The organism is Alcanivorax sediminis (assembly GCF_009601165.1).
Lineage (GTDB): Bacteria > Pseudomonadota > Gammaproteobacteria > Pseudomonadales > Alcanivoracaceae > Alcanivorax > Alcanivorax sediminis.
The window spans coordinates 18,636-42,894 of record NZ_WIRE01000004.1 but is presented as its reverse complement, the minus strand read 5'-3'; the positions used below and the strand labels follow the sequence as shown (position 1 = coordinate 42,894).

Genomic DNA, 24,259 nt, shown 5'->3' with positions numbered 1-24,259 from the left:
CAAATAAAAGGCAGATCAAAAAGATATCACGGGGTCGAGACAGCTCCACACACCGGGCAACCTGGATCGCGACGTATGGCGATATCTCGCCAGCTCAGGGAGCGGCCTTCAAACAACTGCAATCGTTGAGGCAATGTCTGCCCCATGAGCAATTGCATGGCGGCCAAGGCCTGCAGCGTCCCGATGACACCCACCACCGGCCCGACAATACCCGCCTGATTGCAGGCCAGATCCCCCTCTTCACCATCACCATACACACAGGCATAGCAAGCCGAATCCGGCAGGCGAAGATCGAAGGAAGCCAGCTGCCCGTCCATGCGAATGGCCGCACCACTGACCAGGGGAACCCGGTGAGCCACACATGCCCGATTGACTGCCTGGCGGGTCGCAAAGTTATCGCTGCAGTCCAGCACCAGAGTCGCCGCCGCCACTTCCCTGTCCAGCCAGTCGGCATCCACGCGCATCACACAAGCGCGCACGTCTACATCCGGGTTCAGTTGCTGGAGTTGATCACGCAGCGCTTGCGCCTTGGGCAGATTGAGCTGCCCACCCCGAAAGGCTACCTGACGATGCAGGTTGCTCAACTCGACCACATCATCATCCGCCAGCACCAGCTCACCAACGCCAGCCCCGGCCAGATACAGCGCCGCCGGATTGGCAAGGCCACCACAACCAATGATCAACACCCGTGCTGCGGACAGTGCTTCCTGCCCGGCCAGGTCCACCTCATTGACCATGAGCTGGCGACTGTATCGTTCAAGCTGCTCATCATTAAACATGGTTAGCTACCGCTGCACGAAACACGTGTCTCATCAATAAAATCGGCTAGAGTCGCCTTCGGCAATCTCAGCCCTGTGTCAGCCCGGGTTTCGCTGTTGACTGTTCATCATTCACCGAAAAACGCCCCAGGGTAACGCGATCGTTGCCCCCCAGGTCCTGCTCTGTGCGCACCGTGTCGAAGCCGGCATCAACAAGCAGGGATCGCACGGCGGCGCCCTGCTCAAAACCATGCTCCAACATCAGCCAGCCCCCGGCTACCAGTTTGCTGGTGGCCTGGCGAACGATCTCGACCAGATCCGCCAGCCCATGGTCTGCCGCCACCAGCGCCGAGCGAGGCTCAAAGCGTACGTCGCCCTGCTGCAGATGGTGATCCGCATCATCGATGTAGGGAGGATTACTGACAATCAGATCGAACAGCCCGTCGCAGGGCGTGAGCCAACTACCGGATAGACACTGCACCGGCGAGTTCAGCTGTTTGGCATTTTGCCTGGCCACCTGCAAGGCCGCTTCACTGAGATCAACCAGCGTTACCTGCCAGTCGGGCTGCTCCAGCGCCAGGGTGATACCAATGGCACCGGTTCCAGCGCCCAAATCCACCACCCGTGACGCGGCTGGCAGCGGCAGCGCCAGGGCCACCTCGATCAGGGTTTCCGTGTCAGGGCGGGGGATCAGGGTGTCGGCAGTCACCCGAAAAGGGCGACCGAAGAATTCGCGCTCACCAGTCAGATGCGCTACCGGCTCCCCGATTTCGCGACGCGCCAACAGTGCTTCAAACGCGGCCAGTTGCGCGGTATTCAGCTCACGGTCGGACCAGGTGAATAGCCAGGTACGGGTCTGGCCCAGTACATGACAAAGCAGCAACTCTGCATCCAGCGCCGCAGAGGGCGATGATGCCAACCGGCTGCGGGCATCACGCAGGGCGGCATCAATGCGCATGTTACTGCTCGCCCAGCGCAGCCAGTTGGTCTGCCTGGTACTCGGCCAGCAGCGCACCCAGCACTTCGTCCAGGTCCCCCTCCATCACTTCAGAGAGACGGTACAGGGTCAGGTTGATGCGGTGATCCGTGACCCGGCCCTGGGGATAATTGTAGGTGCGAATCCGCTCTGAGCGATCACCGGAGCCCACCAGGGATTTCCGTTCTGCAGCCTGCTCAGCGTGGGCGGCATTCTGCTGGGCATCATACAGTCTGGCGCTCAACAGGCTCATGGCTTTGGCCTTGTTCTTGTGCTGGCTGCGCTCATCCTGACACTCCACCACCACGCCAGTGGGGAGGTGTGTAATCCTTACTGCAGAGTCGGTGGTGTTCACATGCTGTCCACCGGCCCCGGAGGAACGGTAGGTATCGATGCGCAGGTCTTCGTTACGAATCTGGATATCACCCAGATCTTCCGCCTCGGCCATGATCGCCACGGTACAGGCGGAGGTATGGATTCGGCCCTGGGATTCCGTGGCGGGCACACGCTGCACGCGGTGAGCACCCGACTCGAATTTCAGTCGGGAATACACACCGTCGCCAATGACTCGGGCAATCACTTCCTTATAGCCACCGTGCTCGCCCTCACTGGCGCTCACCAGCTCCACCTTCCAGCCCATGCGGTCGGCATATTTGGAATACATGCGAAAAAGATCACCGGCAAAGATGGCAGCTTCATCGCCACCGGTACCGGCGCGCACTTCCAAAAACACGTTTGAACCGTCGCGGGGGTCCTTCGGCAACATCAACATCTGCAGATCGCCGGCCAGCTCATCCATGCGAACCTGCGCGTCGCGAGCTTCTTCCGCTCCCATCTCACGCATTTCCGGATCGCTATCGTCCTGCATGGCGCGGGCCGCCTCCAGGTTATCCACGGCTTGCAGATAGTCGCGGTAGCATTTCACCACCGGATCAATTTCCGAATATTCACGGGACAGATCACGAAAACGGTTCTGGTTGCCGATCACGTCGGGATCAGACAGCAGACCGGACAGTTCCTCGAACCGATCGGCCAGCTTGTCCAGCTTGGTTTGCAGAGACGCTTTCATACTTTCCTCAACCCGTCAGGGCAGTGTTTATTCCGGGTCAGACAGATCAGTCTTGTCATCATCGTCGAGCAGCAACTCGCGGGCAGTGAGCAGTGCCTCGGCGCGACCTTCGGCCGCCATACGGCGCAGGGTCACACTGGGGCCGTGGAGCCACTTGTTGACCAGGGAATGCTGAAAACGGCGCAACACTTCTTCCGGGTCTCCGCCGTTCTGCAATTGTTGAAGGGCCTTGTCCAGCTCTCCCGCCGCCAGCTCGGTACGCTGCTCACGGTATTCTCGCAGCACAGAAACCGCATCCTGTTCACGGCGCTGGCGGCGATGCCGAACAATGGCATCACGAATCAGTTCGGCGGCTTCCTGCGCTGCCTCCTGACGGGCGCGCACGTTTTCCTGAATGGCTTCTTGCAGGTGGTCCACGGTGTACAAATACACATCGTCCAGATCGCCCACTTCCGGTTCGATATCACGGGGTACGGCAATATCCACCATGAACATGGGCCGGTGGCGGCGCTGCTTCAGCGCCCGCTCCACCATCCCCTTTCCAAGGATCGGTAACGGGGCGGCAGTACAGGAAATCAGGATATCGGCATGCTCCAGCGCCACCGGCAGCTCTTCCAGGCTAATCCCCCGCCCGCCGACACTGGCAGCCAGTTCGCTGGCACGCGCGGCGGTGCGGTTGGCAATGGTAATCTCGCTGACCTGTTGCTCACTGAGGTGGCGCGCCACCAGTTCGATCATCTCACCGGCACCGATCAACAGCGCCCGGCTTTTCTTCAGGTCGGCAAAAATGTGGCGAGCAAACGATACGGCGGCGTAAGCCACCGACACCGGATTGGCACCAATACCGGTTTCGGTGCGGATGCGCTTGGCCACCGAGAAGACTTCCTGGAACAGGCGGGACAGCTCACCATTGAGCAGGCCCGCCTCATGGGCACGCGCATAGGCTTCACGCATCTGGCCAAGAATCTGCGGCTCGCCCAGCACCAGGGAATCTAGCCCACCGGCCACCCGCATCATATGCTCGAGCGCCTGCTCACCCTGATGTTGATAGAGTATGGACATCAGTTTGTCGCGGCTCAGGCTGCGACGCTGGGCCAGCCAGTCCACCAGATCCGGACCGCTTTCATCGGTCAGGCAATAGAGTTCGGTGCGATTACACGTAGACAGAAGCGCAGCTTCACGGACACCGGGCATGTCTCGAAGGCTGGCCAGCGCTGCCTGCGCCTGCTGCGTGGAAAACGCCAGGCGTTCGCGTATCTCCACATCGGCAGTGGTGTGATTAACGCCAACAGCAACCAGATTCATAACTTCCCGAGCCCGTCAGTCGCAACGGGCGGCACCCTTGCCCGTCCGTACCAGTCAGCCTGCTTGCCCCAAAATCCGGGGCGCAAGGGAGTGGCATTTTGCGTGAAAGCGCCCACCAAAACAATGATATGGGCCATAGACTCTGCCTGTCGTCGCAATATGGTTTTCGGTGCACTGACCTCTGTGCCATGATAGCTGAAACAGAAATCAGGCTAATTTCCTTTAATGACGCGTCTTTTGTCTTTGCCGCTATGCGGCCTTCTGCTCCTGCAAGGATGCAGCACCCAACCTGCGGATACCGTCACTGGCTCCCCGACCCCGGCTCAAGCCAGCACGGCCCCAGCCAATGCTCACAGCTATGACAGCGCAGAGCTGGCCGACCTGCTGGTGGCCGAGGTCGCCGCACAACGTCAGGCCTATGGTGTCACACTGGGTTACTACACCGAGGTCGCCAAATCCACCGGTGACCCCCAGCTCCTTAGCCAGGCCTCCCAGCTGGCTCACTATCTGGAAGACCATCATCAAGCCCTGCTGCTGAGCCAGCAACGCCTTGAACAAGACCCCGAGAACGAAGAAGCGCTGCAGCTGGCCATTCTCTCTGAAATTCGCCTGGGCAATACCGACGCCGCCACTCACTATCTGGATACCTTGCTGGGAGCCCATGGCGAGCAGGCACTCGGCCGGCTAGTCGCAAAGGCCCGAGGGCTGGATGCGGAAGGCAACCTGCAACTGGTACAGGCCCTGGCCCAGCTGACGGACCAATATCCAGAACAGGCACCGCTATGGTATGCACGCGCCCTGTGGCAGGAGCGGGAGGGCAAGCTGGAGGCCGCACTGGATGCCAACGAAGAAGCACTGAAGCGCATGCCCCGGCATGAAGATGCCCTGCTGCTCAAGGCGCAGCTGCTTTACAAGCTGGGAGAGCCAAATCAGGCGTTGCGCCATCTCAAGAAGATCGTGCGCAAATACCCTAATTCCCGTCGCGCCCGCATTACCTACGTTCGCATGTTGCTGGCCACGGGCGAGATCAAACAGGCCGAGAAGCAGCTCACCATCATGGCTGAGCGCAACCCCGATGATCTGGATCTCAAGTTCTCCCTGGCCTTGTTGGCCCTGGAAGCCGGCGCCACGGACACCGCACGGGATCAACTGCAGCAGTTACTGGCCATCAATTACCGCCCGGACGATGTCCACCTCTATCTGGCGCAGGGCGAGGAGCAACAGGCCAATCTGGACGCTGCCATCGACCACTATCTCAAGGTTGGCGGCCCTCAAGCGGTTCGCGCCCGCGTTCAGGCTGCCCGGCTACTCAGCCGCCAGGGCCAGCTCGAGCAGGCCCATGCACTGCTCAACAGTCTCAAACTGCAACATCCCGAGATGGCAACCAGCCTGACACTCAGCGAAGCAGAGATGCTGAACAGCAATGGGCACAGCCAAAAGGCCCGGGAGCTGCTCAGCGACGCCCTGGAAAACGACCCGGACAATACCGAACTGCGCTATAGCCGCGCCATGATGGCAGAGAAAGCCGACGACCTGGCCCAACTGGAAGCGGACCTGAAGCATATCCTCTCCCTTAACCCGGATGACCCCAGCGCCCTCAATGCGCTGGGCTACACCCTGGCCGATCGCACCACCCGGCTGGATGAAGCACACCGCTATGTATCACGCGCCCTGGAGTTGAGTCCGGATGACCCGGCCATTCTCGATTCCATGGGCTGGGTGCTATATCGCCAGGGCAAACTGAAGGAAGCGCGCAATTTTCTGCGGCGCGCCTACGAAAAGTTCCCCGATCCGGAAGTTGCCGCCCACTATGGTGAAGTCCTCTGGGTCATGGGCGCCCAGAACCAGGCCCGTGAAGTCTGGCGCGACACCCTGAACAGCAATCCGGACGCCGCCCATGTCCGTGAAACCATGGAAAGACTTGGAGCCCGTCTGTGAAAGCGCTCATTACCCTGGCAGCCCTCTCCCTGATTCTGGTCGGCTGCCAAACCCGCCCCACCGCCACGGACACCTTCACCCACCCCAGCCAGATTGAACGCTGGCAAATGGATGGCAAGCTGGGTTACCGCACGGAGAACGATGGCGGCAGCGCCACCTTTGAGTGGCGCCAGCAACCCACCCGTGGCGATATCCGTTTCTCTGGACCACTGGGCTTTGGCAGCGCGGAACTGCGCTGGGATCCGGGCCGCGCAGAACTGATCACCGCCAAGGAGCAGTATCAGGCGCGCAGCCCCGGCGAGCTTGCCTGGCACCTGACCGGCTTCTGGATGCCAATCTCTGCCCTGCAATACTGGGCACGGGGTCTGCCCTGGCCTGGCGCCCCCGGCGAGGCACGTTACGATGAGAATGAACAGCTGATCCAGCTGGAGCAACTGGGCTGGCAGCTGGAATTCGATCGCTACCAGCCGGTTGCCGGCGTCAGCCTGCCGCACCGGGTCAAGGCGCAGCAGGATGGCAACCGTTTTACCCTGCTGATCAAACAATGGGCCCCAGGCAAGCCATGACCCTGACCCTGCCAGCCCCGGCCAAGATCAACCTTTTTCTGCACATCACCGGCCGCCGACCCGACGGCTATCACTGCCTGCAGACCCTGTTCGCCCTGCTGGACCAAGCTGACTCTCTCACTTTCGAGCCGTCAGAGTCTCTCACGCTGCGCTGTGACGACCCGTCTTTGCCCTGCGATGAGAGCAACCTGATCCTCAAGGCCGCGGCGGCTCTCCGTAAACACACCGGTTGCACGCTGGGTGCACGTATCACCCTGCACAAGCGCTTGCCGATGGGGGGAGGTGTTGGCGGCGGCTCTTCGGACGCAGCCACCACCCTGCTCGGCCTCAACCAGCTCTGGGCACTGGGCTTGTCTTTGGACACCCTCTCGGAAATCGGGCTGACACTGGGCGCCGATGTACCCGTATTTGTAAAAGGTCAATCTGCCTGGGCAGAGGGTGTGGGAGAGAAAATCACCCCGGTTTCGCTACCGGATGCCTACTTTTTAGTCGTTCACCCACAAATTCATGTATCAACTGCTCGAATTTTCGGCGACCGGGAATTGACAAGGGATACCCCCATCAGTAAATTACCGGCCTCGCTTGAGGCGGTGCTAACACGCGACTTTCACAACGACTGTGAAGCGGTAGCAAAGCGGCACTTTCCGGAAATAGGAAAGACGCTGGACTGGCTCAGGCAACATGCGGGAAACTCTCGCATGACCGGTACAGGCGCTTGCTGCTTTGCAAGACTGACCGGATCGCAACAGGGGCAGCAGTTGCTGCAACAGTTGCCACAACACTGGACAGGTTTCGTCGCTCGAAGCAGAAACACCTCCCCTCTTCATGAGGCACTGGCAAGGTTTCGAGAGACACAGAATTCAGGCGAATCTGCACAAACTGATTAATAGTGCAGACCTGAGAAAGAGTGTTGGGGTATAGCCAAGTTGGTAAGGCAGCGGGTTTTGATCCCGTTATTCCCAGGTTCGAGTCCTGGTACCCCAGCCATATTTCTTCACCGGCCCCACCCCTTCCCCGGGGCCGGCATAATTCACGACATTAAGGTCATCACGAAGAGAGGCGCCAGTGTCCAAGCTCGTCGTTTTCACCGGTAATGCTACCCCCGAACTGGCCCGCGCGATGGTCAACCATCTGAATCTGCCCATTGGCAACGCCGATGTGGGCACCTTCAGTGATGGTGAAGTGGCTGTCGAGATTCAGGAAAATGTCCGTGGCAAGGACGTCTTCATTGTCCAGTCCACCTGCAATCCCACCAACAACAACATCATGGAACTGCTGGTCATGGCCGACGCCCTGCGTCGCTCCTCCGCTGGCCGCATTACCGCCGTGATGCCGTATTTTGGTTATGCCCGCCAGGATCGCCGCGTGCGCTCCGCCCGTGTGCCGATCACGGCCAAGGTGGTGGCCGACATGATCACCACCGTGGGCATTGACCGTGTGGTGACCGTGGACCTGCATGCCGATCAGATTCAGGGCTTCTTCGATATCCCGGTAGACAACGTTTACGCCACCCCGCTCATCGTGGCTGATATCGAACGCCAGAAGCACGATGACCTGATGGTCGTCTCCCCGGACGTGGGCGGCGTAGTCCGCGCCCGCGCCCTGGCCAAGCAACTGAACGACGCCGATCTGGCCATCATCGACAAGCGCCGCCCCAAGGCCAACGTCTCCCAGGTCATGCATATCATCGGTGAAGTAAAAGGCCGCACCTGTATCCTGGTAGACGACATGGTCGACACCGCAGGCACACTCTGCAAGGCCGCTGACGCCCTGAAAGAGCACGGCGCCGCCAAGGTATATGCCTACATTACCCACCCGGTACTGTCTGGCCCGGCCATCGACAACATCGCTGGCAGCTCGCTGGACCAGCTGGTCGTTACCGACACCATCCCGCTGTCCGAAGCCGGCCGCGCCTGCGACAAGATCCGCGTTCTCAGCCTGGCACCAATGCTCGCCGAGACGATCCGTCGGGTGAACAACGAAGAGTCCCTGAGCGCCATGTTCGACCGGCTGGAGCTGGTTTAGAACGCCGGACGCCAAATGCTTGACGCCTGACGCTGAAACCCGCTCTCCGAGCGGGTTTTTGTTTTTGGGCACGCAGGACATCAGGCGTCTGGCGTCCTGCGTGCTTTTCATGCATAATCGCGCCCCCGCGGAATAGTCCGTGGTTTTATTAACCTCTCTGGCCGACCTGGTCGCGGGAAGCTTGAGAGCATACTGGAGACATACCATGTCCAATGAATTCCTGCTGAATGCAGAAAGCCGCAGCGATACAGGGAAAGGTGCGAGCCGCCGCCTGCGTCGTCTGCAAGAACGTGTTCCTGGCATCGTTTACGGTGGCGAAGCCGAGCCGCAGATGATCAGTGTTGAACTGCGTGAACTGAAGAAGGCCCTGGAAAACGAAGCCTTCTACAGCCACATCCTGACCCTCAAGATTGATGGCAAGGAAGTTCAAGCTGTACTGCGTGACCTGCAGCGCAACCCGGCCAAGGGCTTCCCCACTCACGCAGACTTCCTGCGCGTGGACAAGACCCACAAGATCACCATGAACGTACCGCTGCACTTCATCAATGAAGCTGCCTCTGTGGGCGTGAAGAAGCAGGGCGGCGAGATCCAGCACAACATTTCCGAAGTGGAAGTGAGCTGTCTGCCCCAGAACCTGCCTGAGTTCATCGAAGTCGACATGACCGACGTTGAGCTGAATGCTGTGGTTCACCTGTCTGACCTGAAACTGCCGAAAGGCGTGGAACTGACTCAGCTGGCGCTGGGCGAAGACCACGACCAGCCGGTTGCTGCGATTCACGCGCCTAAAGTTCGTGCTGCTGAAGCCGACGAAGGCGAAGAAGCCGCCAGCGAAGAATAAGACGCACCGTGGCGGAACCTGTTCGACTGATCGTGGGCCTGGGCAATCCAGGCCGCGAGTATGAAGACACCCGCCACAACGCCGGCGTCTGGTTCGTGGACGCCCTGGCTCGCCGCCAGGGCGTTTTCCTTTCCGAAGACAAGAAGTATTTCGGCCTTACCGGCACATTTACCTTTGAAGGCGAAACTATTCGCTTGCTGGTACCGACCACCTTCATGAATCGCAGCGGCCAAGCCACCGCCGCTCTGGCCAATTTCTTCAAGATCCCCATTTCGCAGATTCTCGTCGCCCATGACGAGCTTGACCTGCCCCCCGGCACCGCCCGCTTCAAGCTCGGTGGCGGCCACGGCGGTCACAACGGTCTGCGCGACATCATCAGCAAGCATGGTAACAGCCGCGACTTCTACCGCCTGCGTCTTGGCATTGGCCACCCCGGCTCTGCCGCACTGGTGACCCCGCACGTGCTCAACAAGCCCTCAAAAGCTGACCGGGATCTGATTGAGCGCGCCATCGACGAAGCCGTGTACTACACGCCTGACCTGCTCCGTGGTGACCTTGATACCGCCATGAACAGGCTGAACGGGTTTAAAGCCTAGAATCAGAAGCGAGTTTCGAGTCACGAGTCTCGAAAACCCAATCCCCCAAAGCACTGATCTTTTCGCTTTTCGAAACTCGAAACAAATGATTAGCGATCGCCCGCATACCGAGCCAGCACCCATTGCCCTGCTGGCCGCTCCCGAAGCTTCTGAAGCTGCACCTGCAGCGCGGGTTTCAGGGTGCCTTCATCGAAGATGTCCCAGGGCGTACCTGGCGGGCTCAGCAAAGGGGCCAGCAAGCTGGCAGCAGCAATGTCTGCCAGTGTCAGCCGCTCACCGACCAGGTACTGGCCATTACCCTTCTTCAGGGTATCCTCCAGTAGCTGCAAGCCCTCTTCCAGCCGCTGCTCGGAACGCATCACCGCTTTGGGCTCAATCCGGTAAAGACGCCTTACCCCTTCCCGTGTCAACGGGGTCAATACGGACTGTACCGCTCTCGGCAACCCATAGGGGTTGAGCATGGCCTGCATGACTTCCGGGCGATCAATGATCTGACCATACAGCCAGCGACGCACATCCACCCCCAGGCGGTCGAACTTCTGCTCCAGCTCAATCACCCGTGCCCGCTGGTCCGGCGCTGCCGGCAGCAGGCCGCGCTGCGGATAATACTTTTCCAGGTAATAGGCGATCCTGGTGGAGTCCCCGACCGTACGGCGACCATCCCTGAGAACTGGCAGGGTGTCGATCCGGGCCATCAACCGGGTACGCACCCGATGGGGCCCGGGCAGCAGGTTCTTGACCTGGAAATCCAGGCCCTTGTAATCCAGCTGCCAACGGGTCTTCTCGCAGTAGTGGGATATCGGGAATTGGTAGAGGATTCGATCCGCCATAATGTCATCAACCGGCCATGATTGGAGTCAGTCTAGCCCAGTCCTTGCGCGGCACATCGGCAACAGCGCCTGCCGATCCCGTCCCGCCAGCAACCGCGCTTTCCGCCCTGTGGTGGTCGCTTTTTCAGCCCGCCTTGAGTAGCATTGCGCCCTCGAATTATGGAGGTCTGTCATGGGTTTCAAATGCGGTATCGTCGGTCTGCCCAACGTGGGCAAATCCACCCTGTTCAACGCACTCACCAAGGCGGGGATTGATGCCGAGAACTTCCCGTTCTGCACCATTGAACCCAACACCGGTGTAGTTCCCGTGCCGGACCCCCGTCTGGACAAGCTCTCCGCCATCGTCAATCCCGAGCGGGTCATGCCTGCCACCATGGAGTTCGTGGATATTGCCGGCCTGGTCGCAGGTGCCTCCAAAGGTGAAGGCCTGGGCAACAAGTTCCTGGCCAACATCCGTGAGACCGACGCCATCGCCCATGTGGTGCGCTGCTTTGACGATGAAAACGTGATCCACGTATCCGGCAAGGTCTCCCCACTGGACGATATCTCGGTGATCAACACCGAACTGGCCCTGGCCGATCTGGACACCGTAGAGAAAGCCCTCCTGCGTGCCACCAAGGCCGCCAAGGGACAGGACAAGGATGCCAAGGGCCTGTTGCCAGTACTCGAGAAGGTGCTTCCCGCCCTGAACGAAGGTGAACCCGCTCGTTCCGTGGAATTGAGCGACGACGAGCGAAAAACCCTCAAGAGTCTGAACCTGCTGACGCTTAAACCCACCATGTACATCGCCAACGTGGATGAGAGCGGCTTTGAGGATAACGCCCTACTGGATGCCGTGCGCGAGCTGGCGGAAAAGGAAAACGCTTCCGTGGTGCCCATCTGCGCCAAGATTGAGTCCGAGATTGCCGAGCTGGACGATGAAGAGAAAGCCGACTTCCTCGCCGATCTGGGCATGGCCGAACCTGGCCTGAACCGCGTGATCCGCGCCGGCTTCAGCCTGCTTGGCCTGCAGACATACTTCACCGCTGGCAAGAAGGAAGTTCGCGCCTGGACAGTGAAGGTGGGTGCCACTGCCCCGCAGGCCGCCGGCGTGATCCACTCCGACTTCGAGAAGGGCTTCATCCGCGCCGAAGTGACCGCCTATGACGATTACGTTGAGCACAATGGCGAGTCCGGTGCCAAGGATGCAGGCAAATGGCGCCTGGAAGGCAAGGAATACATCGTCAAGGACGGCGACGTGGTGCACTTCCGCTTTAACGTGTAAGAGCAGCTTCACGCAACACGCCTCATGCAACACGCAAAAAAAGGCCGCACCCTGCCGGGTGCGGCCTTTTTGCTTTCGCTAATAATTATTCATTATTAACTATTAACTGGTTTTTCAGTCCGTGCCGCCCGCATTCACCGGCTCGAAGTCCTCATCTTTCAGCTCCGGCAACTTTTCATCGCAACCCTGAATTCCCTGCTTCTTCAGATTGGTGCAAACCCGATCCAGCTTGTTGTCCACTGCATGCATGTGATCAAGCAACAAGTGGATGGCTTCGGCCACCGGGTCAGGCATGTCGTTACTGACACCATAAGCCTGGAAACCAATTTTCTCTGCCATCTCCTGGCGGGTCTTTTCTTTTTCTGTCATCGGCTTGCTGATAACACGACCGGGAATCCCGACCACGGTAGCGCCTTCCGGCACCTCCTTGGTGACTACGGAGTTAGAACCAATCTTGGCATTCTTGTGGACCACGAAAGGCCCCAGCACCTTGGCCCCGGCGCCCACCACCACACCATCTTCGAGGGTCGGATGGCGCTTGCCCTTGCTCCAGCTGGTGCCGCCGAGGGTGACTCCGTGATACAGCGTCACATCATCGCCAATCTCAGCGGTTTCACCAATCACCACGCCCATTCCATGGTCGATGAAAAAGCGACGACCGATCTGCGCACCTGGGTGAATTTCAATACCCGTGAGCCAACGCGAAAACGTGGAGATGAAACGTGCCAGCTGCTTGAAATTGCGACGCCAGAGAGCATGGGCCAGGCGGTGAAACAGCACCGCATGCAGGCCCGGATAATTGAGCAACACTTCCAGCGTGTTACGTGCCGCCGGGTCCCGATGGAACACCGACGCGATGTCCTCGCGTACTCGATCAAACATACAAACCTCTTCTCGGACCGACGGCCCAGTTGGATGCAGCACTACCCGCCCTGTTACGGTTGGCCATCACCCTTCATTTTCTTCTCCAGCGCCACCAGCACACCCCGCAAAATGCTCATTTCCATTTTGTCCGGTCGGGCACGCATAAACAAACGCCGCATGCGGGTCATCACCTGGCCAGGCTGCTCTGGATTGAGGAAGCCGCTCTGTTCCATGACTTTCTCGAGATGATCCAGGAATCCGGATACCGCCTCATTGGTGGCCAGCGGCTCATCCCAGAACATCTCCGGCAACGGCATCGCCTCTCGACGGGAGCGGGATGCCTCAAGATCGAAATCCTCACCGAGTAATGCCAGCCGCAACTCATAGCTGATCAGCTGCACCGCCGACGCCACATTCAGCACCCCGTACTCCGGGTTGGTCGGCACGCTGACATGCAAGTTGCAACGACGCAGCTCATCATTGGTCAGCCCGCGGTCCTCACGACCGAACAGTACCGCAATGCGGGTTTCATCCGGCTCATGGGACAGCTGGGCTGCCAGCTGACGGGGCGTCAGGCAGGGCCAGGGAATGCGGCGCTGACGGGCACTGGTGCCAATCACCAGCGTTGCTCCTTCCAGCGCCTCATCCACACTCTGGCACACCTGGGCCGCTTCCAGGACATCCCCCGCCCCGGAGGCGCGGGCAGTGGCTTCCACACTGGGATAGGCCTGCGGCTGCACCAGACGCAGGTCCGACAGCCCCATGGTCTTCATGGCCCTGGCGGCCGCCCCGATATTGCCGGGATGGGAGGTTTCCACCATCACGATACGCACATTTTCCAGCATCAGCGTTCCTGTACAGAGGTCTGGTCGTAAAAGATGGCAATGTTATCATGAGCGCTGCCCAGAACGCCCGAGCTCTGCTACAATCCGCGCCCCGGTCAGGGTCTCGCCCTGTCTACCGGCGTTCTTTGACAGCCCTAATGACTTTTTTGAGGACAGACGCATGCATGCGCCGCAAGTGAATATCGCCCTGCGAGCCGCCCGTTCCGCGGGTAACCTGATTCGACGCGCTGCGGAAAGCAGTGATCCGGTTTCTGTCACCAAGAAAGGCATGAACGACTTCGTCACCGAAGTGGATCGCGCGGCTGAAAAACGCATCATCGAAACCATCCTGAAGGCCTATCCCGACCACGGCATCCTCGCCGAGGAATCCGGCATCATTGCCGGAAAGGGCGAAGGCGCCGACTACCAGTGGGTGATTGATCCCCTGGATGGCACCACCAACTTCATTCATGGCTTCCCCCAGTTCTGTGTCTCCATTGCCCTCAAGTACAGGGGCAAGCTGGAACATGCGGTCATCTACGATCCCAATCGCGATGAAGAGTTTACCGCCAGCCGTGGTCGAGGCGCCGCGCTTAACGGTCGCCGTATTCGTTGCACCAATCGTCCCGGGCTGGAAGGGTGCCTGATCGGCACCGGCTTCCCGTTCCGCAAGGAGCAAGCGCCGTTCATGGATGCCTATCTGGGCATGTTCGCCGATATCGCCGCCAGCACCGCCGGTCTGCGTCGCCCCGGCTCTGCCGCACTGGACCTGGCCTGGCTGGCTGCTGGTCGCCTGGATGGCTTCTTCGAATTCGGCCTGGCCGAGTGGGACCTGGCGGCAGGCGCCCTGCTGATTACCGAAGCCGGGGGTCTGGTCGGTGACCTGAGCGGTGGTCATAAATTCCTGGAAAGTGGTGGCGTCGTCGCCGGCAGCCCGAAAGTCTTCAAGGGCCTGCTACAGAAAATCAAACCGCATCTGACGGAAGGCTTGCGCAGATAAAGACAGCCAGGAGCTACTCGCTTCCGGCTGCGACGCGGCCCAAGCCTGGTGCCCACTGACACCACTTGAGCCGCGTCCCCATTGCCTTGCACTGCCCCGGTGAATCGCGGCCTCTCTCCCCCTACGTCCACGCCGAAGCCGATCCGCGTCATTCTCTGGTCCGTGATGCGTGTCGCACTATTTCCTTAGACCCCAAACCGATTTTTGTAATTCGGCATGGACATCTGTGCCTCCTTTGCTAGCGTGAAAGACTGACTCGTTGGCCAGGAGACCCGGAATGACCTCAGTGAAGTTATCGGATCAGGCACTTTTCCGTGAGCAGTGCTACATCAACGGACAATGGTGCGATGCTGACGACGGCGGCACCCTCCAGGTTGATAACCCTGCCACCGAGCAGGTGCTGGGTAGTGCGCCACGAATGGGCGAAGCGGAAACCAACCGGGCCATCGATGCCGCCCACGCCGCCTTCCCCGCCTGGCGTGACAAGACCGCCGCCGAACGCGCCAGCCTGCTGGAAACCTGGCACGACCTGATGATGCAACACCAGGACGATCTCGGCCGGTTGATGACGCTCGAACAGGGCAAGCCATTGGCAGAAGCCAAAGGCGAGATCGCCTACGCTGCGTCCTTCCTGAAATGGTTTTCTGAAGAAGCCCGACGCGCCTATGGCGACACCATCCCCGGCGCCAAACCCGGCCAGCGCATTGTGGTGATCAAGCAACCCATCGGGGTTACCGCGGCCATCACCCCATGGAACTTCCCCTCCTCCATGATCACACGCAAGGCAGGTGCCGCACTCGCCGCCGGCTGCACCATGGTGGTCAAACCTGCCAGTGCGACGCCTTATTCCGCGCTGGCGCTCGCGGTATTGGCAGAGCGCGCAGGCATTCCCGCCGGCGTCTTCAATGTGATCACCGGCAGCGCAGGTGCGATTTCAAACGCACTGACCGACTCAGCGGTGGTGCGAAAGCTGAGCTTTACCGGCTCCACTGAAGTGGGCAGTAAACTGATGGCCCAGTGCGCAAAACATATTCAGAAGGTGTCGCTGGAATTGGGCGGTAACGCCCCTTTCATCGTGTTTGACGACGCCGATCTGGACAAGGCCGTGGAAGGCGCCATGGCCAGCAAGTTCCGCAACACCGGGCAGACGTGTGTGTGCGTGAACCGCTTCCTGGTACAGGACAGCGTTCATGATGCGTTTGTGGAAAAGCTCAAGAATGCCATCGAAGCCATGAAAATTGGCGATGGCCTTGAAGAAGGCGTTACCCAGGCAGCACTGATCAACCGCAGTGCCGCTGACAAGGTCATCGAGCACATTGAGGATGCACTGGGCAAAGGCGCCAACGTCGTCACCGGCGGACAACGCCACGAGAAAGGCGGCAGCTTTGTACAGCCCACCCTGATAACCGGTGTCACAACGGATGCACAACTTTGCCTCGAAGAAACCTTCGGCCCGCTGGCCGCTGTGATCAGTTTCAAGAGTGAAGAGGACGCTATTCGCATCGCCAACGACACGCCTTACGGACTGGCCGCCTACTTCTACAGCGACAACATTCATCGCTGCTGGCGCGTAGCCGAGGCACTGGAAAGCGGCATGGTCGGCGTCAATGAAGGCATCATCTCCAATGCCGCCGCACCGTTCGGCGGGGTAAAGGAATCCGGCCTTGGCCGGGAGGGTTCTCATCAGGGTATGGATGAGTATCTGGAAGAGAAATACCTGTGTATGGGGAATTAACGCTACAAGCCGCAAGCTACAACGCGAGGAAAGTTCAGTTAACACTGAAAGGCATTAGATCCGCGCTATCCCCCATGAGTCGCGGGCTCAGGACTAAGCAGATTGCTCATACCTGTCCCGTGTTGCAGCTTGTAGCTTGAGGCTTGTGGCTTGAAAAGGAGTTGCGGATGACCGAAACGCTGAAGATCGCATTGCTTCCCGGTGACGGCATCGGCCCTGAAGTCATGACCGTTGCGGCGGAAATTCTGGCAGAACTGGTGTCACGGTTTCAGTTACCGATAGAAGCGACGACGTTTCAGTGGCCATCCCATGAATGGCATCGGCAACATGGCGAGATGATGCCTGGGGATGGGGTGGCACAATTGCGCGCGTTCGATGCCATCCTGCTCGGAGCACTGGGAGACCCAGGCCCCATTGATGATCCGCAGCGCTATTTGCTTTCTGACAGTGTTTCACTTGCACCGCTGTTGGCGTTGCGCAAGCGGCTTAACCTGTGGGCCTGTGAACGCCCTGCCCGGTGGCTGCCTGGCGCACCGCAGTATCTCGCCGATGAACGTGCCTGCAATGTGGACATGCTGGTGATCCGCGAAAACAGCGAAGGAGAGTACAGCAACCAGGGCGGTCGCCTCCGCGCTGGCACCCCCAGCGAAGTGGCCACTCAAGTGGAAGTGTTCACTGCTGGTGCGACAGAGCGATTGATTCGCCATGCCTTCGAGCGTGCCCGACAACGCGCCACATTGAGAGGCAGCACACGACTCTTTGGCAAGGAAAAAACCGCTCAGGTTTGTCTGATCACCAAGCGCAACGCACAACCCTTCTGGGGTGACCTCTATACCGAGACGTTTGTCCGTATTGCCGAGGAGTACCCCGATGTGGATACCCATCATGAACTGGTGGATGCGGCGTGCATGAAGTTCGTGCAGTGCCCCTGGCGCTTCGACGTGGTGGTGGCGAGCAACCTGCACGGTGACATCCTGACCGATCTGGCCGCGGTACTGTGCGGCGGCCCGGGGCTGGCGCCCTCTGCCAATCTCAATCCGGCTGACGAGCGTATTCCCGGGCTGTTCGAACCGGTTCATGGCAGCGCACCGGACATTGCCGGGCGCAATATGGCCGACCCCAGAGCCACCCTCATGAGCCTGGCCATGCTGCTTGATCATCTGGCCCCGAAACACCCGGCCATCGGCAATGCGGCACAACATCTGCATGACCTGATTGCAGAAGATATGAAACACGCTTTCTCGGGAACAAGAGAAACCGGGCAACGACTGAGTCAACGACTGGCTGCGGGATAACCCCGCCGCCAAAGCGCGACAGAAAGGAGGCGCCATGAGTCATCTGTCCCCCCTGCTGGTACAGTCCAGCGGCATATGTGCGGAGCGCGGCGAAGGTAGCTGGCTCTATGACCACGACGGCAACCGCTGGCTGGACTTCACTTCCGGCATCGGTGTCACCGCCACCGGGCACTGCCACCCCAAAGTGGTAGCAGCAGCCCAGGAGCAAGTCGCCAAGCTGGTTCACGCCCAGTACGCCACTGTCACTCATCCCAACATGCTGGCGCTCACCGATCGCCTCTATAACCACCTTCCACAAGGACTGGATGCGGTCGCCTTTTCCAACTCAGGGAGCGAATCCGTTGAAGCGGCAGTGCGGCTGGCAAGACAGGCCACCGGGCGCACCAACCTGATTGCCTTTCGCGGCGGCTTCCACGGTCGCACCCTCGCCGCCGCCTCGCTGACCACCTCGACCAGCAAGGTCAGAACCGGTTGGCAGCCACTGATGGCCGGGGTCAGCATTGCCCCGTTCCCCCATGCCTATCGCTACAACCAGGACATGGACGAGTGCGTCGCGGCCTGCCTGCATGAGCTGGATCATATCTTTGCCACCGAGTGCAATCCGGCAGACACCGCCGCCATGATCATCGAGCCCGTTCAGGGAGAGTACGGTTATTACCCCGCGACTGAAGCCTTCATGAAAGGCTTGCGAGAGCGCTGCGATAAACACGGCATCCTGTTGATCGCTGATGAAATTCAGGCCGGCTATGGTCGCACCGGAAAGTTCTGGAGCCATGAACACTATGGCGTAAAACCGGACATGATCATTACTGCCAAGGGGCTCGCCAGCGGCTACCCCCTATCGGCGATTGCCGCCAGCAAGGAGCTCATGAATCACGGCTATCCCGGATCGCAGGGTGGCACCTATGGTGCCAATGCGGTTGCCTGTGCGGCGGCGCTGGCAACGCTGGACGTGATTGAGGAAGAACAGTTGGTGGCTCGCGCCGAAAAGCTGGGCGCCCAACTGCGAGACCACCTTGAAGGTTTGCAAAAAGAGCATGATTGCATCGACGAAATACGCGGCGCCGGCCTGATGCTGGGCGTGGAAATGGTCAGCGCCCCCCATACTCCCGACGGCGATCGGGCTGCGCGTATTCTCAAACACTGTGAACAAAACGGCATGCTGATGCTGCGCTGCGGCAGCCAGGGACAAGTGGTGCGATGGCTGCCGCCCCTGACCGTCACCGAAGCGGAAATCGAACAGGCGGTCGCGCTTTTCGAAGCCGCATTAAAAGAAACCTGAGTTGCAAGTTACAAGTTTCAAGTTGCAACGCGGTGAAGACGTTTCTGGATTTCAGGCTCCATACCCGCGCTCAAGATCTGGTCGCGGACTCAAAGCCAAAACAGTCCATCAACATTAATCCGCGTTGCAACTTTCAACTTGAAACTTGCAACTAAAATCAAGGAGCCCCAATGACACAACCCACCATCACCGTCCTGCTCGCCGAAGACGAACCCAGCCTGCCAGGCCTGGACTCGCTCTCCGGCCAGGCCGAGGTGCGTGAGGCCCGAACAAGGTCTGAGCTGGAAGCGGCGTTGCCGGTGACCGACATCCTGGTGGTAACCGATTTTCGTACCGGGATGCTGGCCGACGTCTGGCCAAACAATTGCCCGGTTCGTTGGGTACATGCCACCAGTGCCGGAGTTGATGCCCTCATGATCGACCCGATTCGTCACAGCGATATTGTCGTCACCAATGCCCGTGGCATCTTTGATCGTGGCATTGCCGAATATGTGTTGGGCGCCCTACTGATGTTTACCAAGGATACCCTCACCAATCTTGCATTGATGAAGGAGCATCGCTGGCAACACAGGGAGACAGGCTTGCTTCGCGGCAGCCGGGTCGTGGTGGTCGGTGCCGGCTCCATCGGCCGAGAGGTCGCAACCCTGCTGGGGGCTCTGGGTGTCCGGGTGAGTGGAACAGCACGTCATGCCCGTGAAGATTCAGCCTTTGAAAAAGTCTATGCCCAACAGGATCTACCCACGCTGCTCCCGGACGCGGACGCCGTCATTATTACCGCGCCACTGACTCCGGACACCGAAGGTTTGTTTGATGCCGACCAGTTCCTGCGAATGAAGCCTGGCGCGACCCTGGTGAATGTAGGCCGCGGTCCTATTGTGCAGACCGAGGCCCTGCTTGCTGCGCTGCGAAGTGGGCGACTGGGTGGCGCAGCAATGGACGTCTTTGAGGAAGAACCACTGCCTGCCGATCACCCCTTGTGGGACCAGCCCAACGTGATGATCTCGGCTCACATGGCCGGCGATTTTATCGGTTGGCGAACAGCTCTGGGCCAACAATTTGCCGATAATTTTCAACGCTGGCAAAAGGGGGAACCGCTCGTGAACCCTGTCAGCAAGGAACATGGATATGTAAGTAATGCTGGAGGCCCGACGCCGGACGCCTGACACGTCAGCATCTCCGGCTCTCGCAACCAGGGTTTGTATCGAACCAGGAGGATGCCGATGAGCAAGGAACTATTGACCATGAGTGCCCAGGCGCTCAAAGCCGCTTACCAGACCGGTGCGCTATCGCCGGTGGAAGTCTGTTCCAGCCTGCTGGACCATATTGAAAAGCACGACGACACCTTGAATGCCTGGTGCCTGATCGACCGGGAGACCACCCTCCACTGGGCCCGGGAATCCGAGCAGCGATACCAGGATGGGACATCGGAAGGCTTGCTGGATGGCGTACCTGTCGCAGTCAAGGATGTGTTCCTTACACCCATGTGGCCCACTGTAAAGGGCTCCAAAACCATTGATCCAGAATCGACAATGAACAAGCGGTCCCCGGCCGTGGCCGCTCTGGAGCGGCATGGCTATGTTCCTCTTGGCAAGACGACTACCCCCGAGTTCGGCTGGAAAGGGATCACCGACAGCCCCCTGTGCGGCCACACCAATAACCCCTGGGACCCGAGCAAGACCGCCGGTGGCAGCAGTGGCGGCAGCTCCGCCGCAGTGGCCGCAGGCATGGCCCCACTGGCCCTGGGCACCGATGCCGGTGGCTCCATCCGCATCCCTGCTGGCTTCTGTGGCATTGTTGGCCATAAACCCACCTTCAGCGAAGTCCCGCACTGGCCTGCCAGCCCCTTTGGCACACTGGCCCATGCCGGCCCCATGACTCGCACCGTGGCCGACGCGGCGCTGATGATGAACGTGCTGACGGAAGCAGACCCACGTGACAGCCTCGCGGCGCCACGCCGCCGTATCGATTATGTGCATGAACTGCACCAGCCCATGAAAGGGCTCAAGATTGCCATGAGCCCAAACCTGGGCTACGTGGATGTGGCCCCCGAAATCGACAAGGCCTTCAAAGAGGCCGCCAAGGTTTTCGAAGCACTCGGCGCAGTCGTGAGCGAAGCGGATCCCGGCTTCAGCAACCCGCTAGCCGCCTTCAGCCACCTGTTCTACAGCGGTGCCGCCAATGCCATGCGCGACCTGGGCGACCGTCAACGCAGCCTGATGGATCCGGCTCTGGTGGAAGTGGCCAGCAAGGCGGAGAAACTCAGCATGCTGGACTATCTGGGGGCCATGAATGAACGCATGGCGGTGAGCGAGCGAATGGCGGTGTTCCATACCAAGTTTGACCTGTTGATCACCCCCACCCTTCCGCTGGAGGCGTTTGATACCAATCGCGAAGTGCCGAAGGACTGGCCCAGCACCCGCTGGCCCACATGGACGCCCTTTACCTACCCCTTCAACATGACGGGCCAACCCGCCCTGTCCGTGCCCATGGGGCTGAACAGCAACGGGTTACCCATGGGGTTGCAGATTGTCGGCGCCCGATTTGATGACGCCCGGGTACTGGCTGCCGGCCATGCCTTCGAACAGGCACAACCCTTCGTGCACCTGCCGCCAATGCTGCAGGAATAAACCATTATCGCGGTTACCTCGTCAGCACCGCGATAACCTTGGAAAGAAGCAAGTAACGAGTTTGGCACCCCAACTCACGCTCTCGCGCACAGGGTTTTTCAGGAAAGGAGAACAGAATGGGCAATATCAATCTGGACACGGATTTCTACGAAAGCGAAGACCCGATCTGGAATCCGGCGTTGCTTACCATTCCGGTCCCCGGCATTCGTCGCATGGTGAATCTGGCGGCGGACATGGAGGATGTGATCCACCTGTCCATCGGCCAGCCGGATTTCAAGCCGCCAAGCCACGTGATCCAGGCCGGCGTCGATGCCCTGAATGCAGGACAAACCGGCTACACCATGGATGCCGGCCTGCCAGAGCTCCTGGAGGCGCTATCAGACTATTACAGTCAACGTTATGGCCGGGCGCTTTCCCCCGAAAATCTGATGATTACCACCGGCGCCACCGAGGCGATTTACCTGGCGCTCACGGCTACTTCCGCACCGGGGCGGGAGTTTATCGTCCCGGACCCGTCATTCATGCTATACGGTCCGCTGATCCGCATGAATGGCGGTACGGTAAAGAGCATCGCCACGCGGGCAGAGAACAATCACCAGCTGGATCCCCAAGAAGTGATCGATGCCATGGGACCGAATACCTTTGCGGTGGTGCTCAATTCGCCGAGCAACCCTACCGGCACCATTTACCCGCGTGAAACCGTGGAAGCCATTGTTGAGGAGGCTGCCTACCGGGGCATCCATGTGATCAGTGACGAGGTGTATGACCACCTGATCTACGATGGCCGCGAATACCCCAGTGTGTTGTCCTGCTGCTCAGATCTGGACCATGTCATGGTGATCAGCAGCTTCTCCAAAACCTTTTCCATGGCTGGTATGCGGATAGGCTGGCTGATTGGCAGCCAGGGCGCCATCAAGAAACTGCGCCGCTATCACATGTTCACCACTACCGTGGCCAACACCCCCTGCCAGTGGGCTGGCGTGGCGGCCCTGCGCGGCAGCAACCAGTTTATCGACAGCATGGTGGAAGAGTACCAGCAACGCCGGAACCGCTTGGTGGAACTGGTGGAGCAAACCCCGCACCTCACCGGCTACCGTCCGGAAGGCGCCTTCTATTTGTTCCCCTCGCTCCCCGAAGGCGTGGACGGCGCCAATGTGGCCTTGAAGATGCTACGAGAAACCGGCGTCTGCACCATCTCCGGTGATACCTTTGGGGAGGCTGGAAAAAGCGCGTTAAGGATCAGCTACTCCACCTCACTGGACCAGATCGAGGAAGCCTTCGAACGAATTATTCCGTGGATGAAAAAGCAGAATTTCTCGTGAACCAGAAGCGAGTAATGAGTTGCGAGTAACGAAAATCAAAATCCGCTTTTCCTCTTCGAATCTCGTTACTCGTACCTCGCTACTTACACCTCCCAACAACAATCGCCTGCAAGCGGGTCCTACAGAAACCCCAAAACCAAAAAAGCCGCGAACGAATCGCGGCTTTTTTGGTTTTCGCTGTTAACTATTAATTTTTCACTGTTAACTGCTCTTATGGCATTTCCTCGATTTCTTCCGGCTCAGGAATCAGGAAGTCTTCCTTGCTCACTTTCATCATGAACAGGATATTGCTGACCACATAGATCGAGGAATAGGTACCGACAAACACGCCGACCAACAGCGCTTCGGAGAAGGCGCGCATCACTTCGCCACCAAAGAAATACAACGCCACCAGCACCAGCAAGGTCGTCAGGGAGGTGTTGATCGTTCGGCTGAAGGTCGCGTTCACCGCACTATTGATAATTTTTTCAGGTTCATTCTGGCGGGAATTGCGGAAATCTTCCCGGATACGGTCCGCCACAACAATCGAGTCATTGAGCGAGTAACCGATCAAGGCCAGCACCGCGGCCAGTACCGTGAGGTCGAACGGCCACTGCACGAGAGAAAAGATACCCAGCACGATAATCACATCATGGAACAATGCGACCACCGTAGCGACGCCAAACTTGTTGGAAAAGCGGAACCAGACATAAATCATCATCAGGCCAAGCGCCAGCAACATGGCGGTACCAGACTCATCGCGCAACTCATCGCCCACCTGGGGACCGACGAACTCCACCTTCAGTAGTTCCAGCTCTTCATTGTGCAGCTTCAAGGCAGCGAAAACGTCATAACCGACTTCATCCGCGTTGGCCCCATCCTTGGGAGCTACACGCACATTCACTTCCTTGGGTGAGCCGTAATGCTGCACCACGGCATCAGTGAAACCGGATGCTGCCAGATCCGCACGGGCCTGAGACAGCTCCACATCGACCGGGCTTTTCACTACCACAGTGGTGCCGCCTGTAAAATCCAGGCCCAGGTTAAGACCTCGGGTCACCAGCAGTACCACCGAGGCGACCACCAGCAACAAGGAGAGGATACCCAGCGGTTTGCGGGCACCCATAAAATTGATGTTCATGGTTGCTTTACTCATCGCATCACCG

General features: G+C 59.3%; 22 protein-coding genes and 1 tRNA gene. 15 read left to right on the top strand and 8 right to left on the bottom strand.

Going from position 1 to position 24,259, the window contains the following annotated elements:
• Window positions 1-26: 26 nt before the first annotated feature.
• The 4 genes from GFN93_RS16765 to hemA all read right to left on the bottom strand — a co-directional run bounded on the left by GFN93_RS16765 (window position 27) and on the right by hemA (window position 4,108).
• The gene (locus GFN93_RS16765) at window positions 27-779 is read right to left on the bottom strand and encodes a HesA/MoeB/ThiF family protein (RefSeq protein ID WP_153502449.1); all 753 of its coding nucleotides are present in this window, start codon (window positions 777-779) and stop codon (window positions 27-29) included.
• 67 nt (window positions 780-846) lie between these two features.
• On the bottom strand, window positions 847-1,716 hold the full coding sequence (gene prmC / locus GFN93_RS16760; RefSeq protein ID WP_153502448.1) for a peptide chain release factor N(5)-glutamine methyltransferase: 870 nt from the start codon (window positions 1,714-1,716) through the stop codon (window positions 847-849).
• A 1-nt stretch (window position 1,717) separates the two neighbouring features.
• A complete protein-coding gene (prfA, locus tag GFN93_RS16755; RefSeq protein WP_153502447.1) occupies window positions 1,718-2,803 on the bottom strand; it encodes a peptide chain release factor 1 in 1,086 nt (361 codons plus the stop codon).
• A gap of 27 nt (window positions 2,804-2,830) precedes the next feature.
• Window positions 2,831-4,108: a glutamyl-tRNA reductase gene (hemA, locus tag GFN93_RS16750; protein ID WP_153502446.1), complete on the bottom strand. Its 1,278-nt coding sequence runs from the start codon at window positions 4,106-4,108 to the stop codon at window positions 2,831-2,833.
• Window positions 4,109-4,333: 225 nt separating this feature from the next.
• Between hemA and GFN93_RS16745 the strand changes: the two genes are divergently transcribed.
• From GFN93_RS16745 to pth, 7 genes are all read left to right on the top strand, one after another.
• Entirely contained in the window at window positions 4,334-6,046 is a 1,713-nt protein-coding gene (locus tag GFN93_RS16745) for a tetratricopeptide repeat protein (protein WP_153502445.1), read from the top strand.
• The gene (lolB, locus tag GFN93_RS16740; RefSeq protein ID WP_328594846.1) at window positions 6,043-6,612 is read left to right on the top strand and encodes a lipoprotein insertase outer membrane protein LolB; all 570 of its coding nucleotides are present in this window, start codon (window positions 6,043-6,045) and stop codon (window positions 6,610-6,612) included. The genes GFN93_RS16745 and lolB overlap by 4 nt, the downstream gene beginning before the upstream one ends.
• Window positions 6,609-7,499: a 4-(cytidine 5'-diphospho)-2-C-methyl-D-erythritol kinase gene (gene ispE / locus GFN93_RS16735; protein WP_153502444.1), complete on the top strand. Its 891-nt coding sequence runs from the start codon at window positions 6,609-6,611 to the stop codon at window positions 7,497-7,499. Before lolB ends, ispE begins: the two co-directional genes overlap by 4 nt.
• A gap of 24 nt (window positions 7,500-7,523) precedes the next feature.
• Window positions 7,524-7,599 (top strand) — tRNA-Gln (locus GFN93_RS16730).
• A 78-nt stretch (window positions 7,600-7,677) separates the two neighbouring features.
• Window positions 7,678-8,637 carry a ribose-phosphate pyrophosphokinase gene (locus tag GFN93_RS16725; RefSeq protein WP_035231737.1) on the top strand — a complete coding sequence of 320 codons (960 nt, stop codon included), beginning with the start codon at window positions 7,678-7,680 and terminating at the stop codon, window positions 8,635-8,637.
• Between the two features lie 205 nt (window positions 8,638-8,842).
• Entirely contained in the window at window positions 8,843-9,475 is a 633-nt protein-coding gene (locus tag GFN93_RS16720) for a 50S ribosomal protein L25/general stress protein Ctc (protein ID WP_153502443.1), read from the top strand.
• Between the two features lie 8 nt (window positions 9,476-9,483).
• Complete coding sequence (pth, locus tag GFN93_RS16715) at window positions 9,484-10,071, top strand: aminoacyl-tRNA hydrolase (RefSeq protein WP_328594843.1); 588 nt, start codon at window positions 9,484-9,486, stop codon at window positions 10,069-10,071.
• An 89-nt stretch (window positions 10,072-10,160) separates the two neighbouring features.
• Here pth and GFN93_RS16710 read toward each other — a convergent pair whose 3' ends face one another.
• On the bottom strand, window positions 10,161-10,901 hold the full coding sequence (locus GFN93_RS16710; RefSeq protein WP_153502442.1) for a glutathione S-transferase family protein: 741 nt from the start codon (window positions 10,899-10,901) through the stop codon (window positions 10,161-10,163).
• A gap of 172 nt (window positions 10,902-11,073) precedes the next feature.
• Here GFN93_RS16710 and ychF point away from each other — a divergent pair, with 172 nt between their 5' ends.
• Window positions 11,074-12,165 carry a redox-regulated ATPase YchF gene (ychF, locus tag GFN93_RS16705; RefSeq protein ID WP_153502441.1) on the top strand — a complete coding sequence of 364 codons (1,092 nt, stop codon included), beginning with the start codon at window positions 11,074-11,076 and terminating at the stop codon, window positions 12,163-12,165.
• A 114-nt stretch (window positions 12,166-12,279) separates the two neighbouring features.
• Here ychF and cysE read toward each other — a convergent pair whose 3' ends face one another.
• Both cysE and trmJ read right to left on the bottom strand, forming a co-directional pair.
• Window positions 12,280-13,047, bottom strand: coding sequence for a serine O-acetyltransferase (cysE, locus tag GFN93_RS16700; RefSeq protein WP_153502440.1), 768 nt, complete (start codon window positions 13,045-13,047; stop codon window positions 12,280-12,282).
• 53 nt (window positions 13,048-13,100) lie between these two features.
• Window positions 13,101-13,874 (bottom strand): tRNA (cytosine(32)/uridine(32)-2'-O)-methyltransferase TrmJ, encoded by a 774-nt coding sequence (gene trmJ, locus GFN93_RS16695; RefSeq protein ID WP_153502439.1) that lies wholly within the window; start codon window positions 13,872-13,874, stop codon window positions 13,101-13,103.
• A gap of 160 nt (window positions 13,875-14,034) precedes the next feature.
• Between trmJ and GFN93_RS16690 the strand changes: the two genes are divergently transcribed.
• The 7 genes from GFN93_RS16690 to GFN93_RS16660 all read left to right on the top strand — a co-directional run bounded on the left by GFN93_RS16690 (window position 14,035) and on the right by GFN93_RS16660 (window position 23,114).
• Window positions 14,035-14,853 (top strand): inositol monophosphatase family protein, encoded by an 819-nt coding sequence (locus tag GFN93_RS16690; RefSeq protein WP_153502438.1) that lies wholly within the window; start codon window positions 14,035-14,037, stop codon window positions 14,851-14,853.
• A 277-nt stretch (window positions 14,854-15,130) separates the two neighbouring features.
• Window positions 15,131-16,588, top strand: coding sequence for an NAD-dependent succinate-semialdehyde dehydrogenase (locus tag GFN93_RS16685; protein WP_153502437.1), 1,458 nt, complete (start codon window positions 15,131-15,133; stop codon window positions 16,586-16,588).
• A 167-nt stretch (window positions 16,589-16,755) separates the two neighbouring features.
• Entirely contained in the window at window positions 16,756-17,883 is a 1,128-nt protein-coding gene (locus tag GFN93_RS16680) for an isocitrate/isopropylmalate dehydrogenase family protein (protein ID WP_153502436.1), read from the top strand.
• 34 nt (window positions 17,884-17,917) lie between these two features.
• Window positions 17,918-19,165, top strand: a complete 1,248-nt coding sequence (locus GFN93_RS16675) for an aspartate aminotransferase family protein (protein WP_153502435.1) — start codon at window positions 17,918-17,920, stop codon at window positions 19,163-19,165.
• 170 nt (window positions 19,166-19,335) lie between these two features.
• Entirely contained in the window at window positions 19,336-20,328 is a 993-nt protein-coding gene (locus GFN93_RS16670) for a D-2-hydroxyacid dehydrogenase (protein WP_153502434.1), read from the top strand.
• Between the two features lie 57 nt (window positions 20,329-20,385).
• The gene (locus GFN93_RS16665) at window positions 20,386-21,792 is read left to right on the top strand and encodes an amidase (RefSeq protein ID WP_153502433.1); all 1,407 of its coding nucleotides are present in this window, start codon (window positions 20,386-20,388) and stop codon (window positions 21,790-21,792) included.
• A gap of 116 nt (window positions 21,793-21,908) precedes the next feature.
• Window positions 21,909-23,114, top strand: a complete 1,206-nt coding sequence (locus GFN93_RS16660; RefSeq protein ID WP_153502432.1) for a pyridoxal phosphate-dependent aminotransferase — start codon at window positions 21,909-21,911, stop codon at window positions 23,112-23,114.
• Between the two features lie 211 nt (window positions 23,115-23,325).
• On the opposite strand, the gene secF is transcribed toward GFN93_RS16660, so the two are convergent.
• Window positions 23,326-24,249 (bottom strand): protein translocase subunit SecF, encoded by a 924-nt coding sequence (gene secF, locus GFN93_RS16655; RefSeq protein WP_235902109.1) that lies wholly within the window; start codon window positions 24,247-24,249, stop codon window positions 23,326-23,328.
• Between the last annotated feature and the right edge of the window lie 10 nt (window positions 24,250-24,259).

Excerpts from the sequence above, each read along its gene's own strand:
- GFN93_RS16765 (WP_153502449.1), bottom strand. The coding sequence starts at position 779 with ATGTTTAATGATGAGCAGCTTGAACGATACAGTCGCCAGCTCATGGTC.
- prmC (WP_153502448.1), bottom strand. The coding sequence starts at position 1,716 with ATGCGCATTGATGCCGCCCTGCGTGATGCCCGCAGCCGGTTGGCATCA.
- prfA (WP_153502447.1), bottom strand. The coding sequence starts at position 2,803 with ATGAAAGCGTCTCTGCAAACCAAGCTGGACAAGCTGGCCGATCGGTTC.
- hemA (WP_153502446.1), bottom strand. The coding sequence starts at position 4,108 with ATGAATCTGGTTGCTGTTGGCGTTAATCACACCACTGCCGATGTGGAG.
- GFN93_RS16745 (WP_153502445.1), top strand. The coding sequence starts at position 4,334 with ATGACGCGTCTTTTGTCTTTGCCGCTATGCGGCCTTCTGCTCCTGCAA.
- ispE (WP_153502444.1), top strand. The coding sequence starts at position 6,609 with ATGACCCTGACCCTGCCAGCCCCGGCCAAGATCAACCTTTTTCTGCAC.
- GFN93_RS16720 (WP_153502443.1), top strand. The coding sequence starts at position 8,843 with ATGTCCAATGAATTCCTGCTGAATGCAGAAAGCCGCAGCGATACAGGG.
- GFN93_RS16710 (WP_153502442.1), bottom strand. The coding sequence starts at position 10,901 with ATGGCGGATCGAATCCTCTACCAATTCCCGATATCCCACTACTGCGAG.
- ychF (WP_153502441.1), top strand. The coding sequence starts at position 11,074 with ATGGGTTTCAAATGCGGTATCGTCGGTCTGCCCAACGTGGGCAAATCC.
- cysE (WP_153502440.1), bottom strand. The coding sequence starts at position 13,047 with ATGTTTGATCGAGTACGCGAGGACATCGCGTCGGTGTTCCATCGGGAC.
- trmJ (WP_153502439.1), bottom strand. The coding sequence starts at position 13,874 with ATGCTGGAAAATGTGCGTATCGTGATGGTGGAAACCTCCCATCCCGGC.
- GFN93_RS16690 (WP_153502438.1), top strand. The coding sequence starts at position 14,035 with ATGCATGCGCCGCAAGTGAATATCGCCCTGCGAGCCGCCCGTTCCGCG.
- GFN93_RS16685 (WP_153502437.1), top strand. The coding sequence starts at position 15,131 with ATGACCTCAGTGAAGTTATCGGATCAGGCACTTTTCCGTGAGCAGTGC.
- GFN93_RS16680 (WP_153502436.1), top strand. The coding sequence starts at position 16,756 with ATGACCGAAACGCTGAAGATCGCATTGCTTCCCGGTGACGGCATCGGC.
- GFN93_RS16675 (WP_153502435.1), top strand. The coding sequence starts at position 17,918 with ATGAGTCATCTGTCCCCCCTGCTGGTACAGTCCAGCGGCATATGTGCG.
- GFN93_RS16670 (WP_153502434.1), top strand. The coding sequence starts at position 19,336 with ATGACACAACCCACCATCACCGTCCTGCTCGCCGAAGACGAACCCAGC.
- GFN93_RS16665 (WP_153502433.1), top strand. The coding sequence starts at position 20,386 with ATGAGCAAGGAACTATTGACCATGAGTGCCCAGGCGCTCAAAGCCGCT.
- GFN93_RS16660 (WP_153502432.1), top strand. The coding sequence starts at position 21,909 with ATGGGCAATATCAATCTGGACACGGATTTCTACGAAAGCGAAGACCCG.
- secF (WP_235902109.1), bottom strand. The coding sequence starts at position 24,249 with ATGAGTAAAGCAACCATGAACATCAATTTTATGGGTGCCCGCAAACCG.